General features: G+C 30.1%; 20 protein-coding genes. 17 read left to right on the top strand and 3 right to left on the bottom strand.

Translation table 11 applies throughout. The features are described from left to right. The first annotated feature begins 24 nt into the window (after positions 1–24). Positions 25–1,479, top strand: a complete 1,455-nt coding sequence (locus tag ABIN17_05430; GenBank protein ID MEO0284500.1) for an alkaline phosphatase family protein — start codon at positions 25–27, stop codon at positions 1,477–1,479. Here ABIN17_05430 and ABIN17_05425 read toward each other — a convergent pair. Further along, entirely contained in the window at positions 1,471–1,713 is a 243-nt protein-coding gene (locus ABIN17_05425) for a hypothetical protein (protein ID MEO0284499.1), read from the bottom strand. The genes ABIN17_05430 and ABIN17_05425 overlap by 9 nt on opposite strands. Positions 1,714–1,784: 71 nt before the next feature. Beyond that, on the bottom strand, positions 1,785–2,060 hold the full coding sequence (locus ABIN17_05420) for a cyclic nucleotide-binding domain-containing protein (GenBank protein ID MEO0284498.1): 276 nt from the start codon (positions 2,058–2,060) through the stop codon (positions 1,785–1,787). Positions 2,061–2,170: 110 nt separating this feature from the next. Between ABIN17_05420 and ABIN17_05415 the strand changes: the two genes are divergently transcribed. From ABIN17_05415 to ABIN17_05385, 7 genes are read left to right on the top strand one after another with little or no spacing between them, the layout of a single operon-like run. Continuing rightward, positions 2,171–2,707, top strand: a complete 537-nt coding sequence (locus ABIN17_05415; protein ID MEO0284497.1) for an HD domain-containing protein — start codon at positions 2,171–2,173, stop codon at positions 2,705–2,707. Further along, the gene (locus ABIN17_05410; protein MEO0284496.1) at positions 2,704–3,303 is read left to right on the top strand and encodes a polyphenol oxidase family protein; all 600 of its coding nucleotides are present in this window, start codon (positions 2,704–2,706) and stop codon (positions 3,301–3,303) included. The genes ABIN17_05415 and ABIN17_05410 overlap by 4 nt, the downstream gene beginning before the upstream one ends. 44 nt (positions 3,304–3,347) lie before the next feature. Continuing rightward, the gene (locus ABIN17_05405; protein ID MEO0284495.1) at positions 3,348–3,764 is read left to right on the top strand and encodes a hypothetical protein; all 417 of its coding nucleotides are present in this window, start codon (positions 3,348–3,350) and stop codon (positions 3,762–3,764) included. Positions 3,765–3,767: 3 nt separating this feature from the next. Next, positions 3,768–4,862 carry a M20/M25/M40 family metallo-hydrolase gene (locus ABIN17_05400; GenBank protein ID MEO0284494.1) on the top strand — a complete coding sequence of 365 codons (1,095 nt, stop codon included), beginning with the start codon at positions 3,768–3,770 and terminating at the stop codon, positions 4,860–4,862. Continuing rightward, positions 4,859–5,695, top strand: coding sequence for a nitrilase-related carbon-nitrogen hydrolase (locus ABIN17_05395; protein MEO0284493.1), 837 nt, complete (start codon positions 4,859–4,861; stop codon positions 5,693–5,695). Before ABIN17_05400 ends, ABIN17_05395 begins: the two co-directional genes overlap by 4 nt. Next, positions 5,682–6,524, top strand: coding sequence for an NAD+ synthase (locus tag ABIN17_05390; GenBank protein ID MEO0284492.1), 843 nt, complete (start codon positions 5,682–5,684; stop codon positions 6,522–6,524). The genes ABIN17_05395 and ABIN17_05390 overlap by 14 nt, the downstream gene beginning before the upstream one ends. Further along, positions 6,511–7,632 carry a radical SAM protein gene (locus tag ABIN17_05385; GenBank protein ID MEO0284491.1) on the top strand — a complete coding sequence of 374 codons (1,122 nt, stop codon included), beginning with the start codon at positions 6,511–6,513 and terminating at the stop codon, positions 7,630–7,632. Before ABIN17_05390 ends, ABIN17_05385 begins: the two co-directional genes overlap by 14 nt. Here ABIN17_05385 and ABIN17_05380 read toward each other — a convergent pair. Then, positions 7,629–8,273 carry a CPBP family intramembrane glutamic endopeptidase gene (locus ABIN17_05380; protein ID MEO0284490.1) on the bottom strand — a complete coding sequence of 215 codons (645 nt, stop codon included), beginning with the start codon at positions 8,271–8,273 and terminating at the stop codon, positions 7,629–7,631. The two genes, ABIN17_05385 and ABIN17_05380, sit on opposite strands and share 4 nt — an antisense overlap. Before the next feature lie 40 nt (positions 8,274–8,313). Here ABIN17_05380 and rpsP point away from each other — a divergent pair, with 40 nt between their 5' ends. The 9 genes from rpsP to ABIN17_05335 all read left to right on the top strand — a co-directional run bounded on the left by rpsP (position 8,314) and on the right by ABIN17_05335 (position 12,634). Continuing rightward, on the top strand, positions 8,314–8,568 hold the full coding sequence (rpsP, locus tag ABIN17_05375; GenBank protein ID MEO0284489.1) for a 30S ribosomal protein S16: 255 nt from the start codon (positions 8,314–8,316) through the stop codon (positions 8,566–8,568). Positions 8,569–8,624: 56 nt separating this feature from the next. After that, the gene (locus tag ABIN17_05370; GenBank protein MEO0284488.1) at positions 8,625–8,897 is read left to right on the top strand and encodes a KH domain-containing protein; all 273 of its coding nucleotides are present in this window, start codon (positions 8,625–8,627) and stop codon (positions 8,895–8,897) included. A gap of 5 nt (positions 8,898–8,902) precedes the next feature. Continuing rightward, entirely contained in the window at positions 8,903–9,385 is a 483-nt protein-coding gene (locus ABIN17_05365) for a hypothetical protein (GenBank protein MEO0284487.1), read from the top strand. 2 nt (positions 9,386–9,387) lie between these two features. Continuing rightward, positions 9,388–10,116, top strand: a complete 729-nt coding sequence (gene trmD / locus ABIN17_05360) for a tRNA (guanosine(37)-N1)-methyltransferase TrmD (GenBank protein MEO0284486.1) — start codon at positions 9,388–9,390, stop codon at positions 10,114–10,116. Between the two features lie 61 nt (positions 10,117–10,177). Beyond that, entirely contained in the window at positions 10,178–10,552 is a 375-nt protein-coding gene (gene rplS, locus ABIN17_05355) for a 50S ribosomal protein L19 (protein ID MEO0284485.1), read from the top strand. A 1-nt stretch (position 10,553) separates the two neighbouring features. Then, complete coding sequence (locus tag ABIN17_05350) at positions 10,554–11,174, top strand: ribonuclease HII (GenBank protein ID MEO0284484.1); 621 nt, start codon at positions 10,554–10,556, stop codon at positions 11,172–11,174. Further along, entirely contained in the window at positions 11,171–11,929 is a 759-nt protein-coding gene (tpiA, locus tag ABIN17_05345) for a triose-phosphate isomerase (protein ID MEO0284483.1), read from the top strand. Before ABIN17_05350 ends, tpiA begins: the two co-directional genes overlap by 4 nt. Beyond that, the gene (gene secG, locus ABIN17_05340) at positions 11,923–12,285 is read left to right on the top strand and encodes a preprotein translocase subunit SecG (GenBank protein ID MEO0284482.1); all 363 of its coding nucleotides are present in this window, start codon (positions 11,923–11,925) and stop codon (positions 12,283–12,285) included. Before tpiA ends, secG begins: the two co-directional genes overlap by 7 nt. 37 nt (positions 12,286–12,322) lie before the next feature. Beyond that, the gene (locus tag ABIN17_05335) at positions 12,323–12,634 is read left to right on the top strand and encodes an MTH1187 family thiamine-binding protein (protein MEO0284481.1); all 312 of its coding nucleotides are present in this window, start codon (positions 12,323–12,325) and stop codon (positions 12,632–12,634) included. Positions 12,635–12,650 lie beyond the last annotated feature (16 nt).

Genomic DNA, 12,650 nt, shown 5'->3' with positions numbered 1-12,650 from the left:
ATGAATTAATTTAAAATAAACCTTATGAATAAAGTCTGTATAATAGGAATAGATGGTGCAACTTTTAAGATAATTGATCCTTTATTTAAAAGGGGAAAATTAAAGGCCATTTCAAATCTTATAAAAGAAGGGAAAAAATACGAACTTGAAACGACTATTCCGCCACTTACACCTTCAGCCTGGTCTTCCTTTATGACAGGCAAAAATCCTGGTAAGCATGGAATACTTGATTTCTATGAATTAGATGATAAGCTGGAATACAGGTTATCCTCTTTTAAATTGAGAAAACAAAAAAAATTATGGAACATTCTGTCTTTAAATAATTTAAAATCCATTATTTACTTTGTTCCTTTCACATATCCGCCTGAAAAAATAAATGGTATATTTGTATCTGGTTTTTTAACACCTTCCTTAAACTCTGATTTTACATATCCAAGTGAGTTTAAAAATGAACTTTTGAAGAAATTTCCCAATTATAGGATAGGAGAAAAAGTTAAATTTTCAAAGAAAAATCCAGAGATATTTTTCAGGGATTTAATAGAACTTACAGAGATTCATGGAGATGTTATGGAATATTTAGTTAAAAATAAATACTTTGATTTATTTATGGGAGTTTTCATGACTTGTGATCATGCCCAACACTGGTTATGGTATGATAAAGAAAAAGTAGAATCTGTCTATGAAAAAATTGATGAAGAAATAGATAAAATTGTCTCAAATTTACCTGAGGGAACTTTAATTATTTTAATGTCAGACCATGGTTTTCAGGATTTAAAAGGACATTTCTATATAAATTCCTTTCTTTTAAAAGAAGGTTTTTTAAAATTAAAAAAGAATTACAAAAACTTATTAAAAATGATTTCCTATAAAAGTGGATTTTCACCTTTAAAACTATCAAAGATCATTTATAAATTGGGTCTTGAGGGGATTTTGAGAAAAAATAAGGAAAGTTTCGGTAAAACAGCTTCAAAAGTCGGATTTTCCTATTCTGATATTGATTTTGAAAAAACCTATGCTTTTGGATTCGGTTATTATGGATTTATATATATAAATCAGAAAGATAGATTCCCTTTTGGATTCGTTGAAAAAAAAGAAAAGGAAAAAATTATAGAGGATATAAAAAATTCCTTAATTGATCTTTCAAGGGAATTTAAGGTTAAAATAAGAATTTTTGAAAGGGAAGAAATTTTTAAAGGTGAAAATTTAGATTTAATGCCTGATATTGTTTATTCCCTTGATGACTTTGCCTATGTTTCTTCCTGGGTTCCTTTTCCTGATTTAAAATTTTTTGGTGAGTCTATGACAGAAAAAACAGGTGACCATGACACTAAGGGGATACTGATTATTTCTCAAAAGGGAAGAAAGATTAGTTTAAAAGAGAAAAGTTATGCAAAAATAACCGATATATTACCTACGGTTCTTAATTTTTTAAATCTTGAAATCCCTTCTGATATAGATGGTTCTTCTCTTTTAGAGTAAAGGGTAAAATTTTTCTTTTAATTTCTCTTTCCTTCTGAATTTTTCTTCTAAAAATAAATACTTAGTGTGTTCAAAAATTAATTCTGGTTTTCTAATCATTACATATTTATCTTTTCTTCTATTAACAATGCCTTTTTGTTCCAAATTATCTAAGAAGTAAGATATTTTTTCTTCTTCAATATCTGTGAAATATGCAATTTCATCAATATCAAAAACTGTTTTCTTATCTTCCATATATTTAACACCAAAGTAAAAACATAATCTAAATTCTTCATGAAGAAAAGATATAAGGTTTATTTTTTCATCTAAATTTTTAATTCTTTAATATCAGAAATTTCCTCTTCCTTAATTATTTCTAAAACAGTATCTTCAAGTGTAAAAGCATTTGCACTTCTTTTTGATTTTGATAAAACTCCAATTTCTCCAAATAACTCACCAGGACCTAATACTGCTAAAATTTTTTCTTTGTGTTGTTTAACTTTAAAAATCTTAACTTTACCTGAATCTATGATATATATATAATTCGGATCATCTCCTTCCCTGAATATGTATTCATTTTTTTTATACAAAACTTTATCCATACTTATACCTCCAAATACACTAACTTCTAAATTATAACCTAAAAATTTATTTTTTTCAAAGAAAATAAAAATTTTAAAAAGTGTTTAACTTTTACTTAAAATAAATTTCTATGGATAAAAAAGAGGCAATTAAAATTCTTGATGAATGGGTTTTTAGTTTTAATCTAAAAAAGCATCTATATTCTGTGGCTTACATTTTGGAAGCCTATGCTGAAAAATTAGAAGAAAATAAGGATAAATGGTTCATAACAGGGCTTTTACATGACCTTGATTATGAGAAATATCCTGAATTACATCCAGAAAAAGCTGTTGAATTTTTAAAAGATAAGGTCGATAGTGAGGTAATCTCTGCAATTAAAAAACATGCCTATCCAGAGGAAAAAAGGGAAACTCTTCTTGAAAAATATCTTGTTGCAGTAGACGAACTTTCAGGATTTCTTATTGCTATTTCCCTTGTTATGCCGGGTAAAAGTTTTAAGGAAATAAAATACACTACTTTCAAGAAAAAGTGGAAGGATAAAGCTTTTGCAAGGGGTGTTGATAGAAAGCTTGTTGAGAAGTTTTTAAAAGAGGCAAATCTGGATATGGAGGAGCATGTGAATTTTATGATAAAAGTTCTTTCAGAAAAGGAGGAAAATTTTAAGTGAAAATTAAAAATAAAGTAGGGAATAATCTTATTATTTCACTAATTGATGAAAAACCTGAATTTGAATATATTTCTTTAAATCAGGTTCATGGTGATAAAGTGTTTTTTGCCGAGGATTATAAGGAAAAGGATAAAAAAGGTGATGGACTTATAACAAGAACTGGTAAAATTTTATGTGTAAAGACTGCTGATTGTATTCCTCTTGTTATTTTAACGGAAAATCCGCTTTTTTATGGGATTTTTCATGTAGGATGGCGCTCACTTTTTAAGGGGATAATAAAAAAAGGAATAAGAGAATTTTTAAAATACGGATTTAACCTTAAAAATCTTTATGCTTATCTTGGACCTTCAATATGTTCAAACTGTTATGAAGTTGGAATTGAGTTTAAAGATTTTGACAACCAATTTTTATTTAAAAGAAAGAATAAATTTTTTTATGATTTAAGGGGAAAAAGTGTATATGAGCTTTTAAAAATGGGAGTTAAAAATATACATCTTTCAAGTCTTTGCACCTTTGAAAAAAATTTTCTGCCTTCTTATAGAAGGGATAAAAACAAAAGGAGAATTTTTAGTTTTGTAATGCCATATAAAATATGAAAAACTTGATTTTTTTATGTTTTTTATATTAATTTTATAAACTTATGAAAAAAATTTTTTTCTTAATTTTCATCCTTTTCTATTTTTGTGAAAGAAAAGTTGAAACCATAAGAGAAATTGTTTTCCCTGAAGGGCCATTTATAGTTGAAAGTGTCTTATGTACCAAGGTAGTTAATGGAAACCCCTATGGTATTACAAATCAATTTTTTCTTGGTGATACAGTAAATCTCTGGATTTACTGGATGGGAATGAAAGGTAAGCATAAAATAAGTTGTTTCTGGGTCAAGCCTTATGGACAGGATTTTGCCCGTGATTCCATTCTTGTTGATTCTGATTCTACAAAACTTATCACTGTATTCTCTGTAGTTACAAGGAGTTATGACCCTCAAGGTGAATGGTCCTGTGAAATTTATCTTGATAAAAAATTTCAGAGGAGCTTATTATTTTATCTTTCTCAATAAATTTTGGAAAATTTAAAAAATATACTTTTTGATTTAATAAGGATACCTTCAGAAAGCAATAATTTAATCGCACTTAAAGAAATAGTCGATTATGTTGAAAATATTTTCAAGTATAAACCCATTTTTATAGAGAGAATTGATGTTAATAATAAACCTTCAATTTATTTATCCTTTGAAAAGAATTATAAACCATTAGTTTTATTTTCAGGTCATCTTGATGTTGTTCCCCCTGATTCTGAAGAGCAGTTTGTTCCTTTTGAAAAGGATGGAAAGATTTATGGAAGGGGTTCTTTTGATATGAAAGGTTCCTGTGCTTCAATGATTGTTCTTCTGCTTGAACTTATTGAGAAAAAAATTAAAAAAAATATTGCTTTTCTTTTTACCACAGATGAAGAGGTTGGTTCAAAGGATGGTGTTGAATACTGGGTGAAAAATAAAAATTTACTTCCTGATTTTGCAATAATCCCTGACGGTGGTTTTAATTTCAAGATAATGAATGAGGGTAAGGGGGTTTTGCATGTTAAATTTAAGGCATTTGGAAAATCGGCTCATGGTTCAACACCATGGGAAGGTGAAAATGCTGCTGATAAATTAATTGATTTATATAAAGAGTATAAACTCTGGGTTGATTCAGAAAAAGGTCCACCTGAGGAACCAACTTGGAAAATTACCCTATCCCTTGGAAAGTTTAATGCAGGAAAAGCAGTTAACATAGTCCCCGGTGAGGCAGAAATGGAACTTGATTTCAGATTTCCCCCCCCTTGGAGGGCAAAGGATTTTGAGAATAAATTAAGAGAATTTTTAAAGGATAAAAAGGGTATAGAAATGGAAGTTAAAAGTTATGGAGAGCCTGTTTATACTGATAGGGAAAATTCCTATCTGAAAAAATTCGCAGAATCTGTTAAGAAAATAAAGGGAAAGGTAGAATATGGAAGGATATATGGTGCTACTGATGGAAGATTTTTTTCAGAAAAGGGAATACCGGTTCTTATGATTTATGGAATTGGTGATGGGATACACGGAAAAGAGGAGTGGGTTGATTTAAAATCTCTTTATGATTTAAAGGAAATATTTTTAGACTTTTTAAATAGAATATGAAAAAAGTAAAAGTTTTTCTTGCTCAACTTTCAACTCAGCTTGGTGATGTTAAGGGAAATGAGGAAAAGATTTTAAGGGCAATTGAAAAGGCAAAAAAGGAAAAGGCATATATTTTTGTTACTCCAGAACTTTCGACCCTTGGTTATGGAAGCGGTGATATATACCTTGATAAGGTAGATGAAAATTTAGTTTCCCTTGATAGAATAAGGAAAGAAGTTGATGATTTTTATGCAATAATAGGTTATGTTGAGAAGGATAGTTACGGTTTCTTTTACAATTCAGCCTGTTTGATACATGATAAAAAAATTATAGGAAATTACAGAAAGGTTCAACTTGTGAATTACAGATTGTTTGATGAAAAGAGATACTTTAAAAGAGGAACAAAATTAGATGTATTTAATATAGGGGGGATAAAGATAGGGATTCTTATATGTGAGGATGTTTGGTTTCCTGAGCCTTCAAGAGCAATGGCTTTAAGGGGAGCTGATTTACTCATTGTTCTTGGTGCTTCCCCCTATGAAAGATTTAAAAAGGAAATATGGGAAGATTTTTTAGTTCAAAGGGCAAGGGATAATATAATTCCCCTTGTATTTTGCAATCAGGCAGGATGTCAGGATGGAGTTACATATCTTGGATATTCAATGTATGTTTCAGCATCTGGAAATATTTTAAAAACAGGAAAATTACTTGAAGAGGATTATGTTATAGTTATAGTTGATCTTGAAGAAGCGAAGAGATTGAGAAGGAGAGATACAAGGTTGAGGGAGTTAAGAAAGGATATTCTTGAGGAACTATTAAAAGCATACGAGGAGATGGAAAATGGTGGAAGTTAAATTTAAGGAGGAAGAGTTAGAACTTGTAAAGAAAGCAATTGTAAATTCAATAAGAGAGAGGGTTAAAAAATTTAATTTTAAGGGTGCTGTTATAAATCTTTCAGGTGGTGTTGATTCTTCTCTTGTTTTAAAATTGGTAAGTCTTGCTATCGGGAATAAAAAGACTTATGCCCTTATATTGCCTGAGGAAGGTATTACTACAAAAGAAGATATTGAGGATGCTTTAAAACTCTGTAAGGAACTTAAGGTTAATTATGAAATTATACCGATAAATAAGCCTCTTTCAGCCTTTAAGGAGACTTTGAGGGATATAAAAGGGGATATAGATTGGGGTTTAACAAATTTAAAACCCAGAGTTAGAATGATCTATGCTTATTTTTATGCAAATGCAAAAAAATTGCTTGTGGTAGGAACTTCAAATAAGACTGAGCTTCTTTTAGGTTATGGAACAAAGTATGGAGATCTTGGTGCTGATATTTACCCAATAGGAGACCTTTATAAAACCCAGGTCTGGCAACTTGCTGAATATATAAGTATTCCAACTGATATTGTTAGAAAAACGCCTTCTGCAGGTCTCTGGAAAGGTCAAACTGATGAAGAAGAACTTGGTTTTACATATTATCAGATAGATAGAGTTTTATACTGTCTTGTTGATCTTGAGTTATCTGTTAGAGAAACATCGGAACTTTTGAATATAAGTGAAAATGCTGTAATGGATTTATATGAAAGAATAGTTAAAAATGAGCATAAAAGGAGACCACCAACAATAACAAAAATTTCAAGAATGTGTCTTGATAAGGACTGGCGATATCCTGTTGAGAGATTTTAAATTAGTGGAAAGTTTTCCAGGGCTTAATATTAAAAAAGAGGGTATAGTATTAACAGGAAATGATAAAAGTCTTTTTTTTATTGATAAAGAGGGAAGAATTCTTTATGTTTTTTTGGAAAATAAAGGTTATAGAATTGGGCTTTCAGGTGAGATTATAGAGAAAAAGAGAAAAAATGGAGAAAAGTTAATAAATAGATTTAAATCTTTAAGGTTTTTAAAAGAAATCTATAAAAGGGCAGAAAATACTCTTGAAGATGAATTTTTTAAAGAAAATAAAAGTTTTTTAAAAGATTTTTTGAAAAGGGGTTATAAAAATTTTAAAAGGACAATAAAAAGTTTTAAAGAAGTTTATGGAAAGGTTCCAATAGTTCCACCTGATATGTATCTTTCCCTTTATATTCAAGTGACAAGGGGTTGTTCTTATAATAAATGCACTTTCTGTAATTTCTATAAAGGTGAAAAATTTAGAGTTTTGAGTAAAGAGGAATTAATCTTACATATTAATAAGGTAAAAAAATTTTTTGGTGAAGGTATAAAAACAAGAAAAAACATTTTTCTTGGTGATGCTGATGCTCTTTTATTGACAGAGGATAGAATTTTTGAATATTTTAAACTTATAAAAAATAGTTTTAAAGAGGAAAACTTAAGTAAAATTTCTTCCTTTTTAGATGTATGGACTGGGAGGAAAAAAAATTTAAATTTCTGGCAAACTTTAAAGGAACTTTCCCTTTTCAGGGTATATATAGGTCTTGAATCAGGAAGTGAAAATTTATTAAAGAGACTTAATAAACCCTTTAATCCTGAGGAGTTTATTTTTTTAGTGGAAAATTTAAAAAAGATAGGTATTTCAGTGGGTGTAATTATTCTTCTTGGTATAGCGGGTGATTTAGAGGAAGAGCATAAATCAAAAACTTATGATTTATTAAAAAATTTAAGTCTTGATAAAAGTGACATTTTATATCTTTCTCCTTATTATCCCTTTAAAGGCTTGTATCCTGAGGAAGCTAATTATGAGGAAATAAAAAGGGAGATAGATTTTTTTAAATTACTTTTCTCTGAGAAAAAAATCAGGGTTTCAGTTTATGATATCAGAGAATTTGTTTATTAAATTTTATTTACCTCTAAAAACCTTATAAGGTCAAGGGTAAAGGCACAGGAAAAGTGGAGTAGTGTTGGGGTAAAAATGGATTTATCTTTATAGGCAATATATCCAAGAACTAATCCGGCAATAAAGGAACCGTATATTTCAGGGACAGGTTTTCCAAAATGGACGAGAACATAAGGAAAATTACTTATTAATATTGATTTTATTCCAAAAAATCTTGAAAGCCCGATAACAAGAACACCTCTAAAGAAAACTTCAGTTGATAAATATGTGAAAAAATTTATAATTTCATAAATTGTAAAAATTCTTAAAGATAAAAGGGCTTTTTTATATTCTGGATAATATTTTTTAAAATCAGGTCTTTCAGATGCATAGATTAAAAGGGGAAGCATTAAAAGGTATAAAATAAAAAAGTAAAAAATAAAAGATTTTAATTCAGGTAACCTAAAACCATAATCAGAGAATTTTGTTTTAAAAATTAAAATTAGGAGAAAGGGAAAAAGAAAATCAGGAAGATAGATTAGAATTTCTTTCAAGAAATAGGATTTAGCCATAAGGTTATTAATATAATCAAAGGAAATACCCATATAGCGGGTAAAGGTCAGAATAAGAGGGGCAAAAATAAGTATAAATACATCTTCCATAGGACTTGAAAAATAAAATTAAATCTCTTATAATTATTACATGCTGAAAATAAGACTTGCAAGATTTGGTAAAAATAAAGAACCAAGATACCGAATTGTGGTTATGGATTCAAGAAATAAAAGGGAAGGAAGGGTTATTGATATAATTGGACATTATGATCCGAGAAGAGATTCTGATTTCAAGATTGATTTACAAAAAATTGAAGAGTGGACTTCTAAAGGTGCTAAAATGACTGAAAGGGTTATTTCCCTTGTTAAGAGAGCAAAAAGAGAATCCCCCGCGTCTTCAAACTGAAAAATTAAACTTGTGGGTTCAAGTCCCTCAAATGCCTAAACCTCTGGAGGTAAAAAATGAAGGGAGAACAGGTTGAACTCAAAGACCTAATAGAATATATTGTAAAACATCTTGTGGATGAACCTAATGCTGTAGAAGTTAAAGAGGTTTCAGGAGAAAGAGCTGTTATATACGAACTCAGAGTTAGACCCACAGATGTTGGAAAAATAATTGGGAAGGGTGGGAGAACTGCCCAGGCTCTAAGAACCCTTGTTAGTGCTGTTGGAGCTAAAAAGGGTAAAAGAGCTCTTCTTGACATTATAGAACCTGGTTCAAGTGGTAGTTTTTAATTTGAGTGCAAAATTTTTATATCTTAAAAATTCTAAAGAGCTACGGAAAAGAAGGGAGAATTTTAGCGAAACTTCTTGTAAATAATGAAAAAACTTTACAAAGAGGCAAAAAGTTATTTTTCTATTATAAAGGCGAAGAAAGGTTTTGTGTTTTAAAAGGATTTGAAAGACGCGGGGGAAAATCTTATATAATAACTTTAAGTTCAGTTGATTCAAAAGAAAAGGCTGATTCTTTAAAGGGAACTCTTCTTTATATTAAAAAAAGAGAAAAAAGGGATGAAGAAGATATAACAGGGTATAAGGTTTATGATGTTAAAAAAGGATACTTAGGTAAAATAGACTTTGTTGAAAAAACAGCTTTTCTAAAAAGACTATACATTAAAACAGAAGAGGGTAAGGAAATTATTTTACCATGGGCAAAGGATTTTGTTAAAGGTGTTGATAAAAAAAAGAAATTAATAAAAGTTAATTCAGAAAATTTAATATAAAAATGAATATTTATTGCATCACACTTTTTCCTGATTTTTTTGAAAAGATTAAAGAATTTGGTCCAATAAAAAGAGCAATATTATCAGGTTCCCTTTTACTTAAAGCAATTGATTTAAGAAAATTTGCAGAAGGTCCAAAGGAGGTGGATGATAGACCCTACGGTGGGGGAGGAGGAATGGTTATAAGGGTTGATGTTACTGTAAAGGCTTTAAAAAGTATAAAGGAAAATACTTATAAAATTCTTTTGGATCCAAGAGGAAAGGTTTTAAATCAAAAAATAATACATGATTTATCAAAAAAAGAAAGTATAACAATTATATGTGGAAGATATAAGGGAATTGATGAAAGAATAAGAGATTATGTGGATGATGAAATTTCCATAGGTGATTATGTTATATCAGGAGGGGAACCAGCAGCATATGTACTTATTGATGCAGTTTCAAGACTTTTACCCGGCTCAATGGGAGATAAGGATTCAAGAGAAGAAGATTCTTTTGAGAAAGGAGTCCTTGGCTACCCTGTTTACACAAAACCCAGAGAATTTGAAGGAAAAAAAGTTCCAGAAATTTTGATTTCAGGGAATCATGAAGAAATAAGAAAGTATTTAAAAAAAGAGGCTCTTAAAGAAACACTTTTGAAGAGAAAAGACCTTATTGAAAGGGCAAATTTAGAGGAGGAGGATAAAATTCTCTTAAAAGAGATTGAAAAGGAATTAAAGGAAAAGGTATAATTAATTTTCAAAAAGTTTATCTAAGGGAGTTCAATTCTCCTTTTAAAAATTTTTTTAAGAAATGGAGACTCTCATAAAAAAAGTTGAAGAAAAATTTATGAAAAAGGATATTCCTGATTTCAGGGCAGGTGATACTGTTAGAGTTCATGTTAAGATTACCGAATTAAAGGAAGATACGAAGACAAAGAAACTTGTAGAAAAGACAAGAATTCAGCCTTTTGAAGGTATTGTTCTTGAAAGAAGGGGGAGTGGATTATCAGAAACTTTTACTGTTAGAAGAGTTACTCAGGGAATCGGTGTTGAAAGGACATTTCCTCTCCATTCACCTTTTATTGAAAAAATAGAGGTTGTTAGAAGGGGAAAGGTAAGAAAGGCAAAAATTTTCTGGATAAGGGAGAAGAAAGGTAAAAAGGCAAGGATTAAGGAGTTGAAGTAATTTGGAGAGTGTTTACAGGTTTTTAGATTATATTAATATAAAGGCAAAAAAACCAATTGGAGTAGATGAAGCAGGAAGGGGTCCTCTTGCAGGTCCGATAGTTGCTTGTGCCTTATATGTTCCAGAAGGAGAAAATATTTCTTTTGTAAGGGATTCAAAAATTTTAACTTATGAGAAAAGAAGAGAGTTTTTAGACAGGTTATTAGAAAAAAATATTAGATTTGGTGTGGGATTTGTTTTTCCAGAAGAGATTGATAGAATCGGTATTCAGGAGGCAAATTACCTTGCAATGAAAAGAGCAATAAGAAATTTAAGAATAAGGACTGACCTTATTCTTGTTGATGGATTTAAAATCAAATCTTTAAAAAAGAGACAGATTGTGGTTATAAAGGGTGATAAAAGGATTGATGTAATAGCAGGAGCAAGTATAATAGCAAAGGTAACAAGGGATATGTGGATGGAGGCAATGCACGAAGTTTACCCCGATTATAGATTTGATATAAATAAAGGGTACTATTCTGATTTTCATGTTGAAATGATAAAGAAAAAGGGAGTTTCTCCCTTACACAGGAAAACTTTTGAACCTATTAAAACAATTTTAAAAGAAAAGGGGGTTTTATGAAAAAATTTATATTCGGAAACTGGAAAATGAATATGTTAAAGGGAGATATTAAAAAGTGGAGAGATGATTTTTTGAAGGAGTATAGTGATAAAAGTGGAAAAATTGAAGTAGCAGTTTTTGTTCCTTTTACTCACATAAGTTATGCAAAAAGGATTCTGTCAAAGATAAATGTTGAAGTTGGTGCTCAAAACATGTATTTTGAGGAAAAGGGTGCTTTTACAGGTGAGATTTCTCCTTTACATCTTAAAGATTTAAAAGTAAAAAGAGTAATAATAGGTCATTCAGAAAGGAGAAAAATTTTTAAAGAAGATGATGATTTACTTGCAAAAAAATTAAAAAAGGCAATAGAATTTGGATTTGAACCTGTTTTTTGTGTTGGTGAAACACTTGAGGAAAGAGAAAAAGGAGAAATAGAAAAAGTTCTTGAAATACAGATAAGGGAAGGTTTTAAGTTTCTTCAAAAAGAAGAAATTAAAAAAATAATAATAGCCTATGAGCCAGTTTGGGCAATAGGAACAGGAAGGGTAGCAACTCCTGATGAAGCACTTTTAGCTCATAAGTTTATAATTGAATTTATGGAAAATAATTATGGTGTAAGGGTTCCTGTATTGTATGGAGGAAGTATAACCCCTGAGAATTTTGACCCTCTTATTTCAAAGGAAGAGATTTCAGGTGGTCTTGTTGGAGGAACCTCTTTGAAAGGAGATTTGTTTGCAAAACTTATAAAAATTGCTTTAAATTATATATTATGTTAGCTCTTTTAATTTTTTTACATGTATTCCTTGTAATAATTTTAATTGCAGTTATTCTCGTTCAGCAACCAAGGGGAAGGGGGCTTGGTGCTTTTTTTGGTGGAGGTGCTCAGGACCTTCTTGGTGTTAGAGGTGCTCCAACTTTTTTCCAGAAATTGACCTGGGGACTTGCTGCTTTTATAGGGCTTCTTGCTATTTTAATTGCAATTGTCTCAAAATCCAGTTCACCTGAAAATAGAGCCCGGATTACTGAAAGACCGGGTATTTCTAATATTATTCCATTATTTTCAGAGGAGCCAAAAGGAGAAAATTCACCTCTTCCCTTACAAGAAGAGAAGGTAAAGGAAGAGAAAAAATAATTTACTTTTAAAATCTTTTAAAAGTATAATCATAAATATGAAAAAAGTAATTGTTGCTGTTAGTATTACACCTATTGGCACAGGAAGCGCCTCAGTTTCAGAGTTTATAGCAGAAAGTTTGAAAGTTCTTGATAAATATCCTGATATAAAGTATGAGATAGATCCAATGTTTACAATTCTTTATGGTGATAAAGAAAAAATTTTTAAGGCTATAATTAAAATGCAGGAGGTGATGTTTAGAAAGGGAGCAATGAGAGTTTCAACGGTAATAAAGATTGATGAAAGGAGGGATAAAGAGCAGAGTCCTCTTGATAAGATTGAATCCCTTAAAAAACATTTTAAAAAATAAATATGGTTCAAACCCA

Source organism: candidate division WOR-3 bacterium, from assembly GCA_039803925.1.
Lineage (GTDB): Bacteria > Hydrothermota > Hydrothermia > Hydrothermales > JAJRUZ01 > JBCNVI01.
The sequence above is the reverse complement of the archived record's forward strand: the minus strand, read 5'-3'. Positions and strand labels throughout refer to the sequence as shown.

Bases quoted from the DNA above. Each gene is read 5' to 3' on its own strand.
- secG (MEO0284482.1), top strand. From the start codon at position 11,923: ATGTTAGCTCTTTTAATTTTTTTACATGTATTCCTTGTAATAATTTTA.
- trmD (MEO0284486.1), top strand. From the start codon at position 9,388: ATGAATATTTATTGCATCACACTTTTTCCTGATTTTTTTGAAAAGATT.
- rplS (MEO0284485.1), top strand. From the start codon at position 10,178: ATGGAGACTCTCATAAAAAAAGTTGAAGAAAAATTTATGAAAAAGGAT.
- ABIN17_05390 (MEO0284492.1), top strand. From the start codon at position 5,682: ATGGTGGAAGTTAAATTTAAGGAGGAAGAGTTAGAACTTGTAAAGAAA.
- ABIN17_05415 (MEO0284497.1), top strand. From the start codon at position 2,171: ATGGATAAAAAAGAGGCAATTAAAATTCTTGATGAATGGGTTTTTAGT.
- ABIN17_05425 (MEO0284499.1), bottom strand. From the start codon at position 1,713: ATGGAAGATAAGAAAACAGTTTTTGATATTGATGAAATTGCATATTTC.
- rpsP (MEO0284489.1), top strand. From the start codon at position 8,314: ATGCTGAAAATAAGACTTGCAAGATTTGGTAAAAATAAAGAACCAAGA.
- ABIN17_05370 (MEO0284488.1), top strand. From the start codon at position 8,625: ATGAAGGGAGAACAGGTTGAACTCAAAGACCTAATAGAATATATTGTA.
- ABIN17_05335 (MEO0284481.1), top strand. From the start codon at position 12,323: ATGAAAAAAGTAATTGTTGCTGTTAGTATTACACCTATTGGCACAGGA.
- ABIN17_05430 (MEO0284500.1), top strand. From the start codon at position 25: ATGAATAAAGTCTGTATAATAGGAATAGATGGTGCAACTTTTAAGATA.
- ABIN17_05405 (MEO0284495.1), top strand. From the start codon at position 3,348: ATGAAAAAAATTTTTTTCTTAATTTTCATCCTTTTCTATTTTTGTGAA.
- tpiA (MEO0284483.1), top strand. From the start codon at position 11,171: ATGAAAAAATTTATATTCGGAAACTGGAAAATGAATATGTTAAAGGGA.
- ABIN17_05395 (MEO0284493.1), top strand. From the start codon at position 4,859: ATGAAAAAAGTAAAAGTTTTTCTTGCTCAACTTTCAACTCAGCTTGGT.
- ABIN17_05380 (MEO0284490.1), bottom strand. From the start codon at position 8,273: ATGGAAGATGTATTTATACTTATTTTTGCCCCTCTTATTCTGACCTTT.
- ABIN17_05420 (MEO0284498.1), bottom strand. From the start codon at position 2,060: ATGGATAAAGTTTTGTATAAAAAAAATGAATACATATTCAGGGAAGGA.